Here is a 20,070-nt window from a genome sequence, read left to right as displayed (position 1 = left end):
CGACTTCTATAAGTAGCGGAGAAAGAGGGATTCGAACCCCCGCGAGCCGTTAAGCCCCTGTCGGTTTTCAAGACCGATCCCTTCAGCCGGACTTGGGTATTTCTCCATACATTTTTAACACAAGATTTATTATATAGCAGAATAGGGACAGCGTCAATAATTTTTTTAATAATCCTTACAAAAAATTGAAACCCTGTTAATGTAGTTTTCATGTAAAGGAAAATAGAAGAAAATGCATGAACGTTTTGGAAAAGTTGTAAAAAAACAGTCAAAATAACATAAAAACCATTCAATTATCTGAAAATTTAGTTTATTATTATAGAGTGAAGCATAAACTGAAACAATTATGTTTAAAAGCTATTTTATCCCTCTAAAAATAGTGGTTGAAACTTCATTTCTCTCACTTGATTCACTTTCAGCTTTTCCTTTTGATTTAAAACTATCCAAAACACATATTGATAGGAGGAACATCATTGGATTACAACTATTATGTTTTTACGGCGCCGATATGTATAAAAGACTGCGCACGTTATGACGAATACTTTAATATCTACTTTGTTTTATCTGGTAAAGTTATCGTAAATAAACTCAAGCATGTATTTCATTACAGAGCTGGGGATATCTTTATTCAGGCACCCAACTTCACATCTCCAGAAATTGAAGTTAAGAAAGGAAAAGTCGCATGCTTATCTATTCATAAAGTCTACTTTGGGCAAGTCTACTTAAAAGATGTACCGAAAGTCGAAAGTAATTTTGAAGTTTATAACTTCATCAAACGCGACTACATTGATGCATTGCGATTGGTATATGATAATAAAATGGTGAAGGCCAATACTGTCATATTAAGATTGATTAAATACTTGCGTGTCTATGTGGAAAATTTTGATAACTGTCTCTACGGTATTACGAAACACTCAACCATTAATAAAGTGATTCGCTACGTCAATAACAATTTCCATGAACCATTAAAGCTGTCTAGTATGTCCGCAAGGTTTCATGTCAACCATAGTTATCTTTCGCGTAAGTTCAAACAAGAATTGCATATGACTTATCAAGAGTATGTGAACAAAGTGAAACTCTATAATGCGGCAGAGTATTTAGCGTTGAATACTGATGCCATATCGATGATGGAAACGATGTGGGAAAAATATGCTTTTGCCAGTCAAAGAGCCTATCTTGGCCACTTTATCAATCAGTTTAAACTGGCACCTGAAGAATTTTATATCAAAGCACGTGAAAAACGCCTTAAAGATCAAGAACTTACTAACAAGGTCTATCGAGAAATTATGAAATTTATAGATTAGCAGATCCTATTAAAAAGTGTGTACATAATGTACCGCTTTTTATTTTTGCCTTTTATTTAAAATAATTAGTAAACAAGCAAGCTACACGTGCTATGCTTATGGATAAGGGGTCTTATAATTCTATCGCAATTAGAGTCAAATTAAATAAAATCTTAATTTTATTTGGTGAGTGATAGGGTATAAGTTACTAATGAAATGCGAGAACTAACCAAATGGGGGAATAGTTATGAAAGTAAATGTAGCAGATTTTTTAACAAAGCGCTTATCTAAACTTGAAAGCAACTTTAAAAATTACGGGGACGATATGGCGTATTTAACTTTAACAACGCGGAGCGATAATGCTTTGAAAGATTTATTAGCGATTCAAACTTTGCGTAACGCAAAAACAGAAACAGTCGCAAGAGAAATCGCAAGATTAGATTTAGCTGTCTTAGATCAAAATGAACTGACAGACATTATTAAATTAAAATCAGTCTTTGCGCATGATTTCGAACCCAATACTAATACACAAGTATCGCCAGCTGTTCAACAGATTCAACGTGATTTAAAAGATAACCTTAATAAATTAGTCAATCCGCCGAAATCATGGACATATACTGTAGCTGAAAAAGCGAAGCTGCATTACGCGGCAGTTTATGTTGATGTACAAGCTGATAAAAACTTTGAATTACCGGAAACTAAAGCCGCATTCTTAAAACAATATCCAGAATTAAAAGCTGCAGATTTAGTTTATAAGAGTATTCAAAATCATGCACACGAACGTGATCATTCGATTGAAGAAATTGTAGATGAACCGCTTCAAAACGAAGTCTTTGAACCCATCTTAACTGAACACACAGAACTTCAAATCAGAAAAGGCGATATCCGCACACTATATGTAGGTCATTACAGCGACTTCAAAGTCGCAGTTTACTTGCAAGTGTTTGAAATCGGTCAGTATCTAGATGAAGAAGAGCCTGAACCAGTCAAAGAAATTGAAACAATTACTGCAGATGAAGCAGGCAATATTGTGACAACAGATGAAGTGAAAGAAGAAGAAAAAGCTGAAGAAGATAACACACAAGCAGACACAGCTGAACAAAAAGAAGAGGCACAAGAAGCATCAAAAGAAGAAACAAAAAAAGAAACAAAAGAAAAATCAGGCAAGAAAAAGAAAGACAAAAAAGAAGATAAGAAATCAGACAGTAAGAACAAAAAGAAAGATAAAAAAGACAACAGTAAAGATAAAAACAAAAAGAAAGATAAAAAAGACAACAAGAAAGAAGATAAGAAAAAGGACAAAAAGAAAAAAGGTAGTAAGAAGAAAAAGTAATGCCTATAATAAAAATATCCGCCTTCAAGTACATGCTTGAAAGCGGATATTTTTAATAATTGACCCATTAAGCAGGGATTTCAGTTCTTTTATCAGAATGCTTACGTACTATAGCAGCAACGATAACGGATACTATACCGAAAATCATAAATCCGATTAACATCCAAAGCGTACCATTTAGTTCGATAGAATGATTCATATAAATAATATGACGCAGAGTTTCCGCATAATTTGAGAACGGATTCCAACTAACAATATAATCTCTGTAAAATTGTGGCAGCATTTCTTTTGGTAAAGTTACCAATTGTATACTGAAGAACATAAGCAAGAAGAAAATCGGCACACTCTTCATACCTAGCCATGTCATTGTTCCTAAAATTAAACCGATAAATCCAAGGATTGCCAGCCCAACAAACAAGGCAACGCGATTAGGATGATCAAAGTGGAAGCCTTGCACACCTGTCATGAAGTAAATGTAGCCGAAACTGCCGACAAATGCGGTAACAATAGCTCCGATAATTTGAATACATGCGGCTAAGACGCGTGCTTTACGTTGTATTAAATGACTTGTACGGAATGCATAGAATAATAACACAGAGCTGATAATAGAGCCCATCCAAACAGGCATGAACATGAAGAATGGCGCGTTGCCGCCAGCTTGATGTGCTTTGACTTTATCTATAGTTACATTTTCAACTTTAACAGGTTGCGAAATCTTTGAGATGGATTTTGGTGGGACATCAACGTTTTGCTGATCTAAAATATCTAAAGACTGTGTCATAATTTTTTGATTTAAATTATCTCCAACATTATTAAAAGCTTTCGATGCAATTTGCGGCCCTTGCATGCCTGAGCCTTCACTGATAATGGTTTTAAGTTGTGCACTTTGCGGTTTCATATCTGATTGACCTGACTGTTTCATTTTCTCAGCTTGTTGTTGTGCGACTTGCGGCGGAATTTCCCCAGATTTAACTTTATCTTCTAATTCCTTTTTCTTTGCATCCATTATTGTAGCTTGTGTTTGGCTTAATGCATGTTTAGAAAAGTCTTTTTCTAAGACGATAACCCCATAATATTTTTGTTCTGAAAGTGCTTTTTTAGCATCTGCTTCATTTGAAACTGATTTCCATTCGATAGTATCTGATTTATTTTTCAACAGATTATTTTCTAGGTCCTTCCCAATATCAACCGTTTTCCCTTGAACAGTAGTACCTTCATCTAAATTGACGATAGCCAGCGGAAGATTTTGTGATTTGGGATTATACCCGGGATAAAATGCGATAGAAAGTATGATTAATAGTAAAACTATAGCAATGGGAGGGATCCATAGCAATTTATTTTTTAAAATGTTCATGATTTTCACTCCTATTTTTTATTGAACATTGTGTTGATTTATAGTTACAATGACCATTATAATAGGTAGTAAATTCAATTCAATATGCAATATAGTATGGATTGTTAAGTAATCAACATAGTTATGAAGTTTGTTGAGTAAAGTGAGGAGATATATGCTATGGCAGAAGATAGACGTGTAAGAAAAACAAGAAATGCGATTAAAAATGCTTTTATCCAATTATTGAAAGAGAAAGATTTAGACAAAATTACTATCAGCGACATTTCAAATGCGGCAGATATTAACAGAGGAACATTTTATTTACATTATGAAGATAAATATATTTTACTAACATCGATGGAGAATGAATATGTGGAAGAGTTGCATAGCATGACACGTATATCAAAATTGTTAGAATCCGTAAAAAATATTGATGAGTTTCTGGAAGTATATACGAATCATTTCCTTAAAAATGTAATGGAACATGTCCAAGCAAATTTGGAATTTTATCAAGTGGTGTTAAACCTTGATAGACGCAGCCAATTAGAGGAACGTTTGAAAGAGAATATCCTAGAAAATATGAGCGCACGTATGGATGATAAAGGGGAGATTGCTGGTATACCATTGAGTTATTTTCATAGCTATGTATGTGGTTCGATGCTTGCACTATTCAAACAATGGGTTCAAGATGAACAAAGAGTAGATGTAGATACATTGATCACATATATCGCGAAGCTTTCCTTTAATGGGCCGCTGCGTTTGATTGCATCTGATAATATATAGAATAAGTATGAAGGAAGGGATACCATGCATCAACTTTATGCCATAGGAGAAGCCTTGATTGATTTCATTCCTAAAGAAAGAGATGTCAAATTAAAAGAAGTGACGCAATTTGGACCGCAAGTCGGCGGGGCACCTGCGAATGTCGCAAGCTGTGTTGCTAAATTAGGACGACATGCTTCACTCATTACACAAGTAGGAGAAGATGCTTTCGGCGAAAAGATTATCGATACTTTAACTGAAGTAGGTGTCGATACACGTTATATCCTTCAAACCAGCCAAGCGAATACTGCTTTAGCTTTTGTGAGTTTAACTCAAACAGGAGAGCGTGATTTTGCCTTTTACCGTAAACCTTCAGCGGATATGCTTCTAAAAACAGAACAAGTACAAGATATCCATTTCGATAAAACAGACATCTTGCATTTTTGTTCTGTTGACCTTGTACCGAGCGCAATGAAAGCAACGCATGAAGTAATTATAGAGAAAATGAAAGAAGCACAAGGTACAATTGTATTCGATCCGAATTTACGTTTCCCGCTTTGGGATTCAAAAGAAGAATTGAAACATACTGTTCGTGCATTTATACCAAAAGCCCATGTTTTAAAAATTGCGGATGATGAACTTGAATTTATTACAGGTATAATTGATCAAGAAGCCGCTGTACAATCCTTATTTGAAGGAAATGTGGAAATCGTGATTGTGACAAAAGGCAAAGACGGCGCATCTTTATATACGAATGCAGGAAAAGCAGCTGAACATCCAGGTTTTAAAGCTGAGGTCAAAGATACAACGGGTGCAGGCGATGCCTTTATCGGCGCAATGTTATACCAATTGCTTGGAAACAGCCGTGAAGATTTAGTAAAATCAGCACATGATTTCATCAAGTTTGCTAATGCAGTCGGTGCATTGACGACAATGCATTATGGTGCGATAGGAAGCTTGCCGGAATTATCAAAAGTAAATGCATTTTTAGATGAGCACTAAACACCATTGTTCGCAACCGTGTTTCAGATAAACCGCAATTTAATTGAAATCGATCATAAAATTTGGTAAGATTTAGTTGTAATAAAATAGCCCCCAGTCATGTAGGACTGAAGGCTAGAGTAAAGGCTCACAACGCACGATTGTGATTACCAAACGAACCTTATAGGAGACTAGTTATGTTGCCGCATAGCTAGTCTTTTTTGTTGTTCTTTTTGCTGATAAGGAACTTGATAGCCGTTGTTAACACTGCAATTTGAACAATTGAGGAGAAATTAATTGTGAGCTCATGGATAATAATCTCCATCCACATCACCTCACTTTCATTACCAATTCAAGGCGCGTGAGGTACTCACAATAAAGTAAGGCGACCTTTACTCATAAACTTATTTTAGCATTTTACGAACACGTTTTCAAAGAAAATACGAACAAATGTTCGATATAAATATTAGCACATTAGTTTAATGTCTGCCAAGTGATAAGAAAAGTCTCTATCCTTTTTCAGAACAGAGACTGATGTAGTGCAGAGCAGTATATATTAATAATTTTTTAAATAAACAGATTATGTTTGGCTTGTTCTGTATCTCCGATGTACGTACCGACACCGCCGATTTGAACTTCAGGACGCAATTCTTCTCGTTTGATGCCCATTACATCCATACTCATTGTACATGCGATCAGTTTAATATCATTTTCGATGGCTTTATCGATGAGTGATGGCAGAGAATCCACGTTCTTTTGTTTCATGAGTAATTTCATCATGAAGCGGCCGAGACCGAACATATTCATTTTAGATAAAGGCATACTTTCTGGACCTTTCGGCAGCATCAAATCAAAGAGTTTTTCTAAGCCATGTTTCTTCACTTTAGGTGCGTCTGTGCGTTTTAAAGCATTTAGTCCCCAGAAAGTGAAGAAGATGGAGACATCTCTGCCTGCAGCACGTGCACCATTAGCGATAATAAGCGCTGCTAATGCTTTATCCAGTTCGCCGCTGAATAATACAATTGTTGTACCGTTGTCTGATTTGTGAACAGTCATGTCTTTAGATTTCTCTTCGCCTTTTTCAATCACAGCTGTGACTTTGTCATTGTCAGTGTTTAAGTCAATCAGGCGATGGCCTGTTTGTTTGACCCAGCTTTGAATATCACTTGAAAAACCAGGGTCTGTTACTGTCGCTTCGATTTGTTGACCGGGGTTCAGCTGTTTGATTTCTCTGCTTAAATTCATAATCGGACCAGGACATTGCAAGCCGCTGTAATTCACTTGCTTGCGATCAGGATGTATAGTCTTTGTCTCTTCAGACACTGCTTGTTGAGGTGTATCTGTCTTATCTGTATCAGTGTTGTCTGGTGTGTGTTCGACTTCTTGCTGTTCACTGTATGCTTGGTAACCGCCGTTTAGATTCACGACTTCAAAACCGCTGTCGCTTAACATTTGGCTGGCTTGCTGGCTGCGTTTGCCGGCTTGGCAGTAAATATAATAAGTTTTGCCTTGGTCTAATGGAAATTTTGTATTTAATGTCGATAGCGGATAGTTTAACGCGTCTTCAATATGACCTGCTTCGTACTCATCTGTTTCCCTTACATCTATGAGTTGTCCTTGTGCTCCCATTGCTTGTAAATCTTCATCTGTCAAATCGGTAATTTGAACCGTTTTAAATCGTACCATCCTAGCATCTCCCTTTAAGTTCGTGTTGATGTCATTGTACAAAGAATAAATGAAAATTCACAACAACATGCCTAAAACTCTGTGGTATAATGAGTAATATTATACTATGGGAAGTGATGCATATGAAAAAACATAAAATATTAATTTTAAACAGCTTGGCAGTTCTCACCGTAGTACTCATATCAATTCAGTTATTAGACTTGTTCAAATTTATTACTATCAAAAATGCACTTTCCAATTTGTTGAGTGATCTAGTGATAGTGTTGCTCGGCACACTCTTTTACAGCAGGCGCAAAAACAAATTTGCGTTGGCGATCATTATCATAGGGTTATTCGGGTGTGCTTTAGCTCTGATTGAACTCTTGCTATAATGGAGTTAATTGTCAGAAAATACATAATGAGAAGAATATGAAGTAAAGGAATGTATAGAATGTCCACGCATAATAATGATTATGAACACCTACTGTTTTATTTTGCCTACAAAACATTTATCCATACTGCGGATGAAATCATAGAGAAGAAAGGTATGAGCCGCCAGCATCATCGCTTCTTATTCTTCATCGACAAAGTACCAGGAATCACCATCAAAGATTTGCTTAAAAGCATGGAAATCTCAAAACAAGGCAGCCACCAAACACTTAAAAAACTAAAAGATGAAGGATTAGTCATCGAAAAGAAATCTCAAACAGACGGCAGAGTCAAAGAACTCTTTGTGACTGATAAGGGTCATAACTTAGTCACTGAAATCAACCAAGCCCAAAATGATTTGCTTCAAAGTATTAAAGGTAAAGTCGGTAATAACTGGAATGCGATGATGGAAGAACTCGCAAGTAAACGTCCCGGCTTCCAAGAAGTAAAGTATTTAAAAGGGGATTTAGAAGAATAACGACGATATAAAGGGAAGTATCTGTATGATATGCGGTTACTTTCGTTAAAAGGATACATCATTAAAAAACAAAATCCGCACCTTTTATCAAGAAGGCGGATTATATCATGAAAAAGCAATAGACTTTGGCGACGCGGTCGGCAAAGAAGTTTTTTAACAGCGATACAAGTTTATAGAATACTTTAAATGTCTTGCGATTTCGCAAGGCTTTTTATTTGGCTATTTGGTTAAATTTCAACGTATTAGATTGAAAATTGCGATTTATATAAGTCAACTTTATTGACCGAATTAATGTAAATAAGTTATTCTAGTAGTGTATTAGAAATAGAGACAAAAGGTGGAATGAATGATGAAAAAACGTGTAGGGGAGTATTTAATGGACTGCTTGAGCGCCGCTGGAGTAGATAAAGTATTCGGCGTTCCTGGCGATTTCAACTTAGCATTCTTAGATGATATTATCAGCAGAAAAGATATTGAATGGATTGGTAATACCAACGAATTAAACGCAAGTTATGCGGCTGACGGTTATGCACGTATGAATGGTTTAAGTGCAATGGTCACAACGTTTGGTGTAGGTGAATTATCTGCAGTAAATGGAGTTGCAGGTTCTTATGCAGAACGTGTACCAGTGATCGCGATTACAGGTGCACCGACACGTGCAGTTGAAGAAGCGGGCAAATATGTCCACCATTCACTTGGCGAAGGCGAATTCGACAACTATCGCAAAATGTTCAAAGAAATTACGACAACACAAGGCTACATTACACCTGAAAATGCACAAACAGAAATTCCGCGCTTAATCGATGCGGCACTAGCTGAAAAACGACCTGTACACTTACATTTGCCGATTGATGTGGCAATGAGTGAAATCGAGGTTGAAGCAGCATATGAATTACCAAAACGCCAATCAGAAGATGTCTCAAAATATATTGAAATGGTCAAAGATAAATTAAACAGTGCGTCACAACCTGTGATTATTGCAGGACATGAAATCAATAGTTTCAAACTGCATGAAAAACTAGAAAAATTTGTGAACCAAACACAAATTCCAGTTGCACAATTGTCACTCGGCAAAGGGGCTTTCAACGAAGAAAATCCTTACTACATGGGTATTTATGATGGTTCTATCGCAGAAGAAAACATCAGAGACTATGTGGATAACAGTGACGCAATCTTAAATATCGGTGCGAAAATTACCGATTCAGCAACTGCAGGCTTCTCATACAAATTCGATATTGATGATGTAGTGATGTTAAATCAACACAACTTCAAAATGAATGATACAGAAGCTAGTGATGTAACATTGCCTGATCTATTAGACGGCTTATTAGAAATGGATTATGTGAATAAAGCAGATTATCCGAAATATGTACGTCCAGAAGAAGGCAACTACACATTATCAAATGAACCATTAACACAAGAAACTTACTTCAAGATGATGCAAGACTTTATTGCGCCGGATGATGTAATTTTAGCTGAACAAGGCACTTCATTCTTCGGTGCTTATGACTTAGCATTGTATAAAAACAATATGTTCGTTGGCCAACCATTATGGGGTTCAATCGGTTATACACTGCCGGCTACATTAGGTACACAAATTGCGGATCAAAACCGCCGCAACTTATTACTCATCGGTGATGGTTCATTACAATTAACAGTTCAAAGTATTTCAACGATGATTCGCGAACAAATCAAACCTGTATTGTTCGTCATCAATAATGATGGTTATACAGTTGAACGTAAAATTCATGGTGAAAACGAACCTTATAACGACATCTTTATGTGGGATTATAAAGCACTGCCAGCAGTCTTCGGTGCTAAAGATGAAGTGAAAATCCATGATGTTTCAACAAGCGAAGAATTGAAAAAAGCTTTCGAAGCGATTAATGCTTATCCAGATATGATGCACTTTGTGGAAGTAAAAATGGGTATGCATGATGCACCGCACAAATTAGAAGCAATCGGTAAAGCTTTCGCAAAACAAAACAGCTGATCAACTCACAAATTTTATGTTGATTAAAGCATCAATACACTGCATTTTTCCTCGGCTCTTTAGAGAGTCGGGGATTTTTTGTCTGTTTTCAATGAATCAGACAGAAACGTTGTACTTTTTGAGAGGATTTCGGTCTGTTCTTCAATAATATTGAACTTTTTAAAAAGAATATTTATGCATTATTTTGGTATATTAAGTTCATTCAATTCGTTAAATTTTAACTTAATAGTGCATGATTGACGCTATTGACGCATGTCTCACTTGTGTGAAATATATATTTATTCATTATGATCCAAATATTTACCTGCATGAATTTGCATTTTTATAAATTATTCGTTACTGTTTTTATGTAACATTCGAAAAGAAGCTTGAGTGAATTGATTGTAAAATGGTGGTTAATGATCAAGTGCATCAACTTCAATAAATTAAATAGGGAGTGCAAGACTAGTGCAAAAAGCTAAAAAACAAAGCAAAGCTAAAAAGTCCCAGATTATGGACTGGACGACGTTTTATGGTACGGTCTTTATTTTGCTTTTAGCAGTTGTTCCAATGATGGCTTTTCCAAAAGCCAGTCAAAAAGTAATTACTGACATAAACGCCGCAGTTTCAGATTCATTAGGTGCGGTTTACTTATCTCTAGGTTTAGTTGTATTAGGGTTCGTGCTGTATATTGCCTTCGGCAAATACGGTAATGTAACTTTGGGGAGAGCCAGCGATAAACCGGAGTTCGGCAACTTCACTTGGGCTGCGATGCTGTTTTGTGCCGGCATTGGTTCAGATATTTTATATTGGGGTGTCATTGAATGGGCATTCTATTATCAAGTACCGCCGCACGGCGGAAAAGGTATGACAGATTCTGCGTTAGAATATGCGACAATGTACGGCATGTTCCACTGGGGCCCGATTGCGTGGGCAATTTATGTCTTACCAGCATTGCCGATCGGCTACTTGGTATTCGTTAAGAAAAAGCCTGTATATAAAATCAGTCAGGCATGCCGTCCTATCTTAAAAGGACAGACAGAAAAGCTGCCGGGTAAAATTGTAGATATTCTCTTTATCTTCGGTCTGCTTGGCGGTGCCGCAACATCATTAGGGTTAGGTGTTCCGATGATTTCTGCAGGAATTGAACGCTTAACTGGTATTGATGGACAAAATATGGTGCTGCGTTCAGCAATCTTAGTAACGATTACATTAATCTTTGCGGTCAGTTCTTATACAGGATTGAAAAAAGGGATTCAATATTTAAGTGACGTTAACGTATGGTTATCATTCTTACTCTTAGCCTTTGTCTTTATTGTCGGACCGACAGTGTTCATTATGGAAACGACAGTAACAGGCTTTGGGAATATGTTGAAAAACTTCTTCCAAATGGCAACATGGTTAGAACCATTTGGCGGTATTGACGGTCGTAAAGAAACCAACTTCCCTCAGCAATGGACAATTTTCTATTGGTCATGGTGGGTAGTTTACGCACCGTTTATCGGATTATTCATTGCTCGTATTTCTAAAGGCCGCACATTAAAAGAAGTGATTTTAGGGACAATCATTTATGGTACTTTAGGCTGTGTATTATTCTTCGGTATTTTCGGGAACTATGCAGTGTACTTGCAAATTACGCATCAATTCGATGTTATTCAATTCTTAAACACTAACGGTACTGAAGCGACAATCATTGAAGTCATGCATCAACTGCCATTCCATAATATTATTGTGGTGCTGTTCTTAATTTCAGCTTTCTTATTCTTAGCCACAACATTTGATTCTGGTTCATACATCTTAGCATCTGCTTCTCAAAAGAAAGTGATCGGCGAACCATTACGTGCAAACCGCTTATTCTGGGCATTTGCTTTATGTTTATTACCATTCTCATTAATGTTAGTCGGCGGACAGCGTGCATTAGATGTCTTAAAGACAGCATCTATACTTGCCAGTGTACCGCTGATAGTGATTTTCGTCTTTATGATGATTTCCTTTATCATCACCTTGTCGCGAGATCGGATTAAGCTGCAATTAAGGGCAGAGCGATTGAGAAAAGCAGAACATCGTTTACTGAAAATCAATCAAATCGCAGAAGAGCGAGAAGAAGCACAATCGACAAACAATAAAGAATAGACTGATGAAGTAATCAGCATAAAATTAAAACGGCATGTACGCATTGGATTTTTGCGTACGTGCCGTTTTATATTCTGCAAGTTGTCTCAGAACAATTATGATAAATTTTTAGGATCGGGAATTGGGAAATATTTAAAGATTTCACCCGTACGAATTGCTTCGTTGATTTGAGATAACCATTCGTAATAAATACGAGAGTGCTCAAGCTGGTCGCATACCTGTTGCGCATAAGCTCTTGTTTCTCCATCAATATCATCAGCATTTAATACGTCGTGAATAATTTTCTCAGCTTCATCAAGAGAAGCCATATTGACATTGATTTCTCGCGAGAACTTTACATCAAAGAAATGTCTGAAGAACACAAAGAAATCTTTCTCTGCCACAAAGTGCTGTTTGCGGCTGCCGCGTGTAAATTGCTGCTTCACTAAATCATATTCTTGAAGCCTTTTGACCCCCGTACTCATACTTGGCTTGCTCATCTGCAATTTCTCACGCATTTGATCTAATGTCATATTATCTTCAAAGACCATAGTCCCGTAAAGGTTGCCGACACTGCGATTAATGCCGTATAAATCCATCGTTTCGCCAATCGCGCTGATCACTAAATCTTTAGCTTCTTCGATGGCGTGTTCATATTGATTTGAACCTGTCATAACTTAAACCTCCGTCCACTACATTTATATTCATTTTAGAGTTAATTCGCTGATTCGTCCAATATTGATAATTGATACGTAGACAGCTGAATTATCATGTTACTGTTATTTGCGCGCAATGCTTAGTTTGCATTTGCAATTATACATAATTTCATAGTTTGACATGTTCTCTTATTCCATGCTAACATAAACTTTGTAAAATTCGTTAAATAAAAATTTAACAAAGTTAACGGAGGTCGAAATGATGGAACTTGTAGAACGTTTATCTCGCCAGCAATTTATTGATGGTGAATGGGTAGACAGTGCAAATAAAGCCACAAGAGAAATAATCAATCCTTATAATCAAGAAGTAATCTTTGAAGTCTCAGAAGCTGCACCAGAAGATGCAGAACGTGCAGTGAAAGCTGCGAGACGTGCTTTCGATCAAGGTGACTATGCGAATGAAACAAGTGAAGTCAAAGGACAAAAAGTCAGAGCAGTCGCTGATAAAATTAAAGAAAACAGAGAAGAATTGGCAAAACTTGAAACATTGGATACAGGTAAAACTTACGAAGAATCCTTAGCAGATATGGATGACATTCATAATGTTTTCATGTACTTTGCAGGTTTAGCAGATAAAGACGGCGGTGAAATCATCAATTCACCGATTCCAGGAACTGAAAGTAAAATTGTGAAAGAACCAGTTGGGGTGGTTACACAAATTACTCCTTGGAACTATCCGTTATTGCAAGCTTCATGGAAAATCGCACCGGCACTTGCGACAGGTTGTTCATTAGTGATGAAGCCAAGCGAAATCACACCATTAACAACAATTCGTGTCTTTGAATTAATGGAAGAAGTCGGTTTCCCTAAAGGGGTTATCAATTTGGTATTAGGTGCCGGATCAGTTGTTGGCGACGTGTTATCAGGTTCTCCTGAAGTCGACCTAGTATCATTTACCGGCGGTATTCAAACTGGTAAGCACATTATGAAACAAGCAGCGAACCATGTTACGAATGTTGCATTAGAACTTGGCGGCAAGAATCCTAATGTGATTTTTGAAGATGCAGATTTTGATTTGGCAGTAGACCAAGCATTAAATGGCGGTTACTTCCATGCTGGACAAGTTTGTTCAGCAGGTTCACGCATCATTGTTCAAAATTCAATTAAAGAGAAATTCGAAAAAGCATTAGTAGAACGTGTTGAAAAAATCCGCTTAGGCAACGGCTTTGACGACACAACAGAAGTCGGCCCGTTAATTTCAGCTGAACATCTGGCTAAAGTAGAAGGCTATATGGAGGTTGCAAAAGAAGACGGCGCAACAATTGCGACAGGAGGCAAACGTCCAACAAGAGAAGACTTGAAAGACGGCTTCTTCTTTGAACCGACAGTGATTACAAATTGCGATACGTCAATGCGTATTGTACAAGAAGAAGTATTCGGACCGGTTGTGACAGTAGAAGGATTCGAAGATGAAGCAGATGCTGTGCGTCTTGCGAATGATTCTATCTACGGTTTAGCAGGTGCAGTGTTCTCTCAAGACATCGGTAAAGCACAACGTGTTGCGAACCGTCTGCGTATGGGAACAGTTTGGATTAACGACTTCCATCCTTACTTTGCACAAGCACCATGGGGCGGCTATAAACAATCAGGTATCGGTCGTGAACTTGGCAAAGAAGGTTTAGAAGAGTACTTGGTTTCAAAACATGTATTAACGAACTATCAACCCGAACCCGTAAATTGGTTTAAAGGATAATAATTTTAAATAAAGCGAGAATACAGGCAAAGCAGAGGTAGAAGACCTCATATTTGCCCCTCTGTTCTCGCCATTTTTATGACAAATCATGGATAAAAAGGAGAAAGAGCTATGACGAAATCGTATGATTATGATTATATTATTATCGGCGGAGGCAGTGCCGGTTCAGTATTAGGCAATCGTTTAAGTGTGAACAAGAACAATGAAGTATTGGTATTAGAAGCAGGACGCAGCGACTATTTCTGGGATTTATTTATTCAAATGCCGGCAGCGCTGATGTATCCGTCAGGGAACCGTTTCTATGACTGGATTTATGCGACAAATAACGAACCGCATATGGGCGGACGCCAAGTTGCGCATGCCCGCGGTAAAGTATTAGGAGGATCAAGTTCAATCAACGGTATGATTTATCAACGTGGTAATCCTATGGACTATGAAAAATGGGGTGCGCCAAAAGGTATGGAAACATGGGACTTTGCGCATTGCTTACCATATTTCAAACGTTTAGAAACAACATTCGGGTCTAAGAAAAGTGACAAATACCGCGGTCACCATGGTCCAATCAAATTAAAACGTGGACCGGCTAAGAATCCGTTATTCCAAGCATTCTTCGATGCTGGGGTACAAGCAGGCTACAATAAAACAACTGATGTGAATGGTTTCCGCCAAGAAGGTTTCGGACCTTTCGACAGCCAAGTGCATAACGGCCGCCGTGTTTCAGCTTCACGTGCTTACTTGCATCCGGTAATGAAACGTAAAAACTTGCATGTGAAAACACGTGCATTCGTTACAAAATTGAACTTTGACGGCAATAAAGTAACAGGCGTTACTTTTAAACGCAACGGCAAACTTCATACTGTTACAGCAAAAGAAGTGATTTTATCAGGCGGCGCATTCAATACACCGCAAATTCTTCAATTGTCTGGTATCGGTGATTCAGAACACTTGAAATCATTAGGAATTGAACCGCGTATCCACTTGCCAGGTGTCGGCGAAAACTTTGAAGACCATTTAGAAGTGTACATTCAGCACGCAGCGTCTCAACCAGTATCAGAACAACCGAGCTTAAATCCGTTGAAGATGCCTTGGATTGGACTGCAATGGATCTTCAGCCGTACAGGCCCAGCCGCAACTAACCACTTTGAAGGCGGAGGTTTCGTACGCTCTAATGAGGACGTGAAATATCCAAACTTAATGTTCCACTTCTTGCCGTTAGCTGTACGTTACGACGGACAAAAAGCGGAAACACAACACGGTTTCCAAGTACACGTCGGACCAATGTACTCTAATTCACGCGGCAGCTTGAAGATTAAATCGAAAGATCCTTTTGAACATCCAGACTTTGTCTTCAATTACTTATCAACTAAAGAAGATAAACGTGAATGGGTAGAAGCCATCCGTGTTGCGAGAAACATCTTATCTCAACCTGCATTAGCACCTTATAACGCAGGTGAAATCTCACCTGGACCAGAGGTACAAACAGATGAAGAGATTTTAGATTGGGTACGCCGCGATGCTGAAACAGCATTGCATCCATCATGCAGTGCGAAAATGGGACCTGCCTCAGATCCGATGGCAGTTGTCGATCCGTTAACAATGAAAGTACACGGCATGGAAAACTTGCGTGTTGTCGATGCATCAGTAATGCCTACAACAACAAACGGCAACATTCATGCGCCAGTATTAATGATTGCAGAGAAAGCTGCAGATATCATTTTAGGTAACACACCAATGGAACCTGAATATATGGATTACTACCAACATGGCAAGCATGACAAAAATGCAGGTACAGTATAATATTACTCATTTAGAGGTTTTCTACTTTGTAGAGAGCCTCTTTTTTAAAATTTATAAAAACTTTTTTCAGATTTTAAAGTAATCTAACAAATGTTTGGTAAAAAATCGTTGAATGCCTTGTCATTTCTAAATTTACAGAAATTGTGTTTACAATTACACATTTGTACAAATATTGAGTTATTGTAAATTTGCTTTAGTAAAACCTAATAATTATGAAAAGTATTTGCTATTTATGCAATAATTATTCAGAAATTTTAGACGTGTCAAATAAATCGAGTAGACATTGATTTAGAATGTTGTATAATTAGTTCGAGGTTACTAATTGCTAATATAAAATAAAACTAAATAAAATCAATTACACTTAATTCGATGGAAAGCAACTTGGGTTTGTGTAATGGTTTTGATTTAGCAGAATTGACAGTAACCATTTTATTTAAAAGTAAATAGGGGGAAATTTCATGAAGAAATTGGATTTTTTACCTAATAGACAAAACAAGTATTCTATCCGTAAATTCACGGTAGTACAGCGTCTATCTTATTAGGAACAATCTTGATTTCCGGGGCAACTGAAGAAGCAAAAGCTGCTGAAACAACAGATACAGGCAGCCAAACATCAACTTCTGACACTACCGGATCAACTGATACTTCAAGCACACAAGCTGCAGATACAGGGGCACAAACTGAGTCAAGCACTCAACCTACCGATAGTTCGAAAGAAGCATCATCTTCTACAGAAACACAAGCACCATCATCAAGTACTTCAGGTACAGCGGATTCTACAACTGCACCGAAAACATCAGATGCACCGACAGCTGATAGTACACAAACAACTGACAATTCAACATCAGCTACACAAGCACCTGATGCTGCGCCGGCACCAGAAACTAAAGCGGACGCAACTAACGACCAGTCGGCAGGCGACACTGCAGCTGATACATCAAAAACACAAACAGATTCAGGATCATCAGCGGATACAGCTCAACCATCAGCCGACCAACCATCAGGTCAAACTGATACATCTAACACGACTGCACCTGATTCAACTTCAGGCACAACTTCAGGAACAACAAAAGCACCACAAACAGATGCACAAGCACCATCAGGCGACTCAACTACAGCATCTCAAACTACTGAAGCGCCAAAAACAGATGCACCAAAAGCAGATGCGCCAACTGGTACTACTGACAATACAACGTCAGAAACACAAGCACCAGAAGCACCAACATCTGAAAACAATACAACACAACAACAATCAGGTACAGCTGACAGCACACAGACATCAGGCACACAAACTACATTATCAGCACCAGAATCTGGTCAAACAACAGCACCTGATGCAAGTACTGTAACTTCAGCACCATTAACGCAAGATGTGACGTCTGCATTAGAAGGCAGCACAGATCAAACAAAAGCGTTAACTGATTACTTAGCGACTGAAAACAACTTGTCACCAGAAACAGCACAACAAGTTGTGGATGGTATGAATGTTGATTTAGCAAGTGCATCTAACGAAGAAATCTCAAATGCATTGATTTCATCATACTTGCTTAATTCACAAAATGCGCCTGGAAGCGAACCTTTAGCAGATGCTTCAACATTGCAAGCACCAGCTCAAAGTTCACAAACTTCACCAACAGGTACAACAATGTTCCGTTCATTAGCAGCGGTACAAGAACCTGCAACACAAGTTGGAACTTGGGATGAATATGTTGCGGCGATGAATGATACTTCAGTATCTAACATCCAGTTGACAGGTGATATTACTGCGAACAAACTTGGTACTTTAACTGCAGGTACTGGACGCAGCGTTACAGTTGATGGCGGCGGTTATACATTAGACACTGCTAACTATTACTTGAACGCACCAGTTAACAGCGGTAACTGGGATATTACATTGCAAAATACAAACCTTCAAACGAACAATTCAGAAGGATTTGTTAATTTTGCGCCAAGTACAACAACACAACATACTTTAACTTTAAGAGATGTGACACACACTGGTAAGAACATTATTAATGACACGAATATTAATAATAATGTGACAGTCAACCTTGAAGGCAATGTAACATCTACAAGTACAGATAATGTGCTTGCGAATGCGACAATCGGTGCGAAAAACATCAATATTGCACCTTACGCGACTGTAGATATGACACGTACTGGTTTAGGAAGTGCTTTCCAAGCATCAGATAACGGTTCAATCACTACAGGTACAGGTTCAACAGTGAATGTGGATGTTTCAGCTTCAAATCCATGGGGCGTTTCAAAAGGCAACACTGCATTCAAATCAGGCAACAATGTCACTGTTCAATTAGGAGAGGGCTCAACTACAAACGTTACAGGTCAAAATATCTTTGACTTCGGCAACGGCGGTACTTTAAATACAGGTATCGGTTCAACAGTGAACGTTGACCAAAAAGGTAACGGTAACATTGTGAACATGGGCAAAAACAGTACATTTGAAGTTGCACAAGACTCTAAATTCATCGCATACTCTGACGGACACCGTATCGGTGACTGGCAAGTAGATAACTTAATCGGTTTAGACGGCAACTCACAAATCTTAGTAGATGAAAATGCGACATTGTTCTTAGATGCGAAAAACCATCAATGGAACCCTGATACGCAAACACAAGTCGGCGCTTACAACGACTTAGTCAACATTAACGCAGTAGGCGATGAAACAGCATTACTGCACGTTAAAGATAACGCAACATTAGATTTGCGTACGGATAACCGCAACTACTATGCAGAGGTTATTTCAATTCCTTTAGGCGGTACAAACCCAGACCGCAGATATATCTTTGACAATGCATACTATGTGAACTTGCAAAAAACAAGCACAGTCACAAGCGGTCAAAGTCCAAATGGTGAAAAACCAAACTTAATCTTTATGGATCCAGGTTCACCAGGTTACTTCCAATGGAACGGTTCATACATTGCGAAGACTTGGGACCCATTACACTTCAGCGATCCTAACCAACACGCTGATGCGGATAACGTATGGCAAGATGTTGTTGATTTAAGAGCAGAACAACAAGGTTTCTCTACAGGTGTTCCGACTTATAATGAGCAAGAGTCTACATTAACAAGTACGACAGGTACACCATTATCTGAATTAAACTTAAACTATGCACAACGTTTAGTATTAATCAGTAACAACTCAACAAACCCTGAAGCTGTTCCGCCAGAAACAACAACAGAAGTGATTCCTCCTGGAACAACTTATCAGCCAAATCCAGATCCGTCACAACCAATCGGAACTGAAACAGTTATTACACCAGGTACACCAGGCGAACAAACTGTTACAACTGAACCAGGTAAAGATCCAGTTGTAGTCGTAACAACTCCGCCGCAAGATGAAGTAGTAGGTGTCAATAACCAAGAAGTTGCGACAACACCGATTCCGCACGACACAACGTATGTAGGTGTAGAAGAAAAAGTAGGTTATACAAATGTACAAACACCTGGTAAAGATGGTTCAACAACAACGACAACTACGTACACAGTTGATCC

The 20,070-nt window shown here is 38.1% G+C and carries 14 protein-coding genes and 1 tRNA gene; 11 read left to right on the top strand and 4 right to left on the bottom strand.

Annotation, left to right across the window (positions count from 1 at the left end; translation table 11 throughout):
* Window positions 1–16: 16 nt before the first annotated feature.
* A tRNA-Ser gene (locus tag C7N65_RS12200) sits at window positions 17–106 on the bottom strand.
* Window positions 107–473: 367 nt separating this feature from the next.
* On the opposite strand from C7N65_RS12200, the gene C7N65_RS12195 reads away from it, so the two are divergent.
* Window positions 474–1,304 carry a helix-turn-helix domain-containing protein gene (locus tag C7N65_RS12195; RefSeq protein ID WP_105994716.1) on the top strand — a complete coding sequence of 277 codons (831 nt, stop codon included), beginning with the start codon at window positions 474–476 and terminating at the stop codon, window positions 1,302–1,304.
* A gap of 226 nt (window positions 1,305–1,530) precedes the next feature.
* Entirely contained in the window at window positions 1,531–2,616 is a 1,086-nt protein-coding gene (locus C7N65_RS12190) for a hypothetical protein (RefSeq protein WP_105994715.1), read from the top strand.
* 67 nt (window positions 2,617–2,683) lie between these two features.
* On the opposite strand, the gene C7N65_RS12185 is transcribed toward C7N65_RS12190, so the two are convergent.
* Window positions 2,684–3,970: a YhgE/Pip domain-containing protein gene (locus C7N65_RS12185; protein ID WP_105994714.1), complete on the bottom strand. Its 1,287-nt coding sequence runs from the start codon at window positions 3,968–3,970 to the stop codon at window positions 2,684–2,686.
* 159 nt (window positions 3,971–4,129) lie between these two features.
* Between C7N65_RS12185 and C7N65_RS12180 the strand changes: the two genes are divergently transcribed.
* Entirely contained in the window at window positions 4,130–4,732 is a 603-nt protein-coding gene (locus C7N65_RS12180) for a TetR/AcrR family transcriptional regulator (RefSeq protein WP_105994713.1), read from the top strand.
* Window positions 4,733–4,756: 24 nt separating this feature from the next.
* On the top strand, window positions 4,757–5,713 hold the full coding sequence (locus C7N65_RS12175) for a carbohydrate kinase family protein (RefSeq protein ID WP_105994712.1): 957 nt from the start codon (window positions 4,757–4,759) through the stop codon (window positions 5,711–5,713).
* A 546-nt stretch (window positions 5,714–6,259) separates the two neighbouring features.
* On the opposite strand, the gene C7N65_RS12170 is transcribed toward C7N65_RS12175, so the two are convergent.
* Window positions 6,260–7,378 (bottom strand): DsrE/DsrF/DrsH-like family protein, encoded by a 1,119-nt coding sequence (locus C7N65_RS12170; RefSeq protein WP_105994711.1) that lies wholly within the window; start codon window positions 7,376–7,378, stop codon window positions 6,260–6,262.
* 430 nt (window positions 7,379–7,808) lie between these two features.
* Between C7N65_RS12170 and C7N65_RS12160 the strand changes: the two genes are divergently transcribed.
* From C7N65_RS12160 to C7N65_RS12150, 3 genes are all read left to right on the top strand, one after another.
* The gene (locus C7N65_RS12160; RefSeq protein WP_105994709.1) at window positions 7,809–8,264 is read left to right on the top strand and encodes a MarR family winged helix-turn-helix transcriptional regulator; all 456 of its coding nucleotides are present in this window, start codon (window positions 7,809–7,811) and stop codon (window positions 8,262–8,264) included.
* Window positions 8,265–8,613: 349 nt separating this feature from the next.
* Window positions 8,614–10,257, top strand: coding sequence for an alpha-keto acid decarboxylase family protein (locus tag C7N65_RS12155; RefSeq protein WP_105994708.1), 1,644 nt, complete (start codon window positions 8,614–8,616; stop codon window positions 10,255–10,257).
* Between the two features lie 492 nt (window positions 10,258–10,749).
* Window positions 10,750–12,369 (top strand): BCCT family transporter, encoded by a 1,620-nt coding sequence (locus C7N65_RS12150; RefSeq protein ID WP_105994719.1) that lies wholly within the window; start codon window positions 10,750–10,752, stop codon window positions 12,367–12,369.
* A gap of 95 nt (window positions 12,370–12,464) precedes the next feature.
* Here C7N65_RS12150 and cudC read toward each other — a convergent pair whose 3' ends face one another.
* Window positions 12,465–13,022, bottom strand: coding sequence for a choline uptake/conversion transcriptional regulator CudC (gene cudC, locus C7N65_RS12145; protein ID WP_105994707.1), 558 nt, complete (start codon window positions 13,020–13,022; stop codon window positions 12,465–12,467).
* 244 nt (window positions 13,023–13,266) lie between these two features.
* On the opposite strand from cudC, the gene betB reads away from it, so the two are divergent.
* The 4 genes from betB to C7N65_RS12125 all read left to right on the top strand — a co-directional run.
* Window positions 13,267–14,757: a betaine-aldehyde dehydrogenase gene (gene betB / locus C7N65_RS12140; protein ID WP_105994706.1), complete on the top strand. Its 1,491-nt coding sequence runs from the start codon at window positions 13,267–13,269 to the stop codon at window positions 14,755–14,757.
* Between the two features lie 111 nt (window positions 14,758–14,868).
* Window positions 14,869–16,554 (top strand): choline dehydrogenase, encoded by a 1,686-nt coding sequence (gene betA / locus C7N65_RS12135; protein ID WP_105994705.1) that lies wholly within the window; start codon window positions 14,869–14,871, stop codon window positions 16,552–16,554.
* A 458-nt stretch (window positions 16,555–17,012) separates the two neighbouring features.
* Entirely contained in the window at window positions 17,013–17,096 is an 84-nt protein-coding gene (locus C7N65_RS12780; RefSeq protein WP_105994704.1) for a YSIRK-type signal peptide-containing protein, read from the top strand.
* An 8-nt stretch (window positions 17,097–17,104) separates the two neighbouring features.
* Window positions 17,105–20,070: pectate lyase-like adhesive domain-containing protein (locus tag C7N65_RS12125; protein WP_158698137.1), on the top strand; the 2,966-nt coding region annotated here is incomplete at its 3' end.

Origin of the sequence: Staphylococcus simulans (assembly GCF_002994445.1) — a bacterium.
In the GTDB taxonomy this organism is placed as follows: domain Bacteria; phylum Bacillota; class Bacilli; order Staphylococcales; family Staphylococcaceae; genus Staphylococcus; species Staphylococcus simulans_B.
Note: the sequence above shows the minus strand (reverse complement) of the source record. Positions and strands in the feature narration are given on the sequence as shown.

What these genes read in the sequence shown, in the direction of transcription:
- C7N65_RS12160 (WP_105994709.1), top strand. Translation starts at nt 7,809, where the DNA reads ATGTCCACGCATAATAATGATTATGAACACCTACTGTTTTATTTTGCC.
- C7N65_RS12175 (WP_105994712.1), top strand. Translation starts at nt 4,757, where the DNA reads ATGCATCAACTTTATGCCATAGGAGAAGCCTTGATTGATTTCATTCCT.
- cudC (WP_105994707.1), bottom strand. Translation starts at nt 13,022, where the DNA reads ATGACAGGTTCAAATCAATATGAACACGCCATCGAAGAAGCTAAAGAT.
- C7N65_RS12155 (WP_105994708.1), top strand. Translation starts at nt 8,614, where the DNA reads ATGAAAAAACGTGTAGGGGAGTATTTAATGGACTGCTTGAGCGCCGCT.
- C7N65_RS12150 (WP_105994719.1), top strand. Translation starts at nt 10,750, where the DNA reads ATGGACTGGACGACGTTTTATGGTACGGTCTTTATTTTGCTTTTAGCA.
- betA (WP_105994705.1), top strand. Translation starts at nt 14,869, where the DNA reads ATGACGAAATCGTATGATTATGATTATATTATTATCGGCGGAGGCAGT.
- betB (WP_105994706.1), top strand. Translation starts at nt 13,267, where the DNA reads ATGGAACTTGTAGAACGTTTATCTCGCCAGCAATTTATTGATGGTGAA.
- C7N65_RS12180 (WP_105994713.1), top strand. Translation starts at nt 4,130, where the DNA reads ATGGCAGAAGATAGACGTGTAAGAAAAACAAGAAATGCGATTAAAAAT.
- C7N65_RS12190 (WP_105994715.1), top strand. Translation starts at nt 1,531, where the DNA reads ATGAAAGTAAATGTAGCAGATTTTTTAACAAAGCGCTTATCTAAACTT.
- C7N65_RS12170 (WP_105994711.1), bottom strand. Translation starts at nt 7,378, where the DNA reads ATGGTACGATTTAAAACGGTTCAAATTACCGATTTGACAGATGAAGAT.
- C7N65_RS12185 (WP_105994714.1), bottom strand. Translation starts at nt 3,970, where the DNA reads ATGAACATTTTAAAAAATAAATTGCTATGGATCCCTCCCATTGCTATA.
- C7N65_RS12780 (WP_105994704.1), top strand. Translation starts at nt 17,013, where the DNA reads ATGAAGAAATTGGATTTTTTACCTAATAGACAAAACAAGTATTCTATC.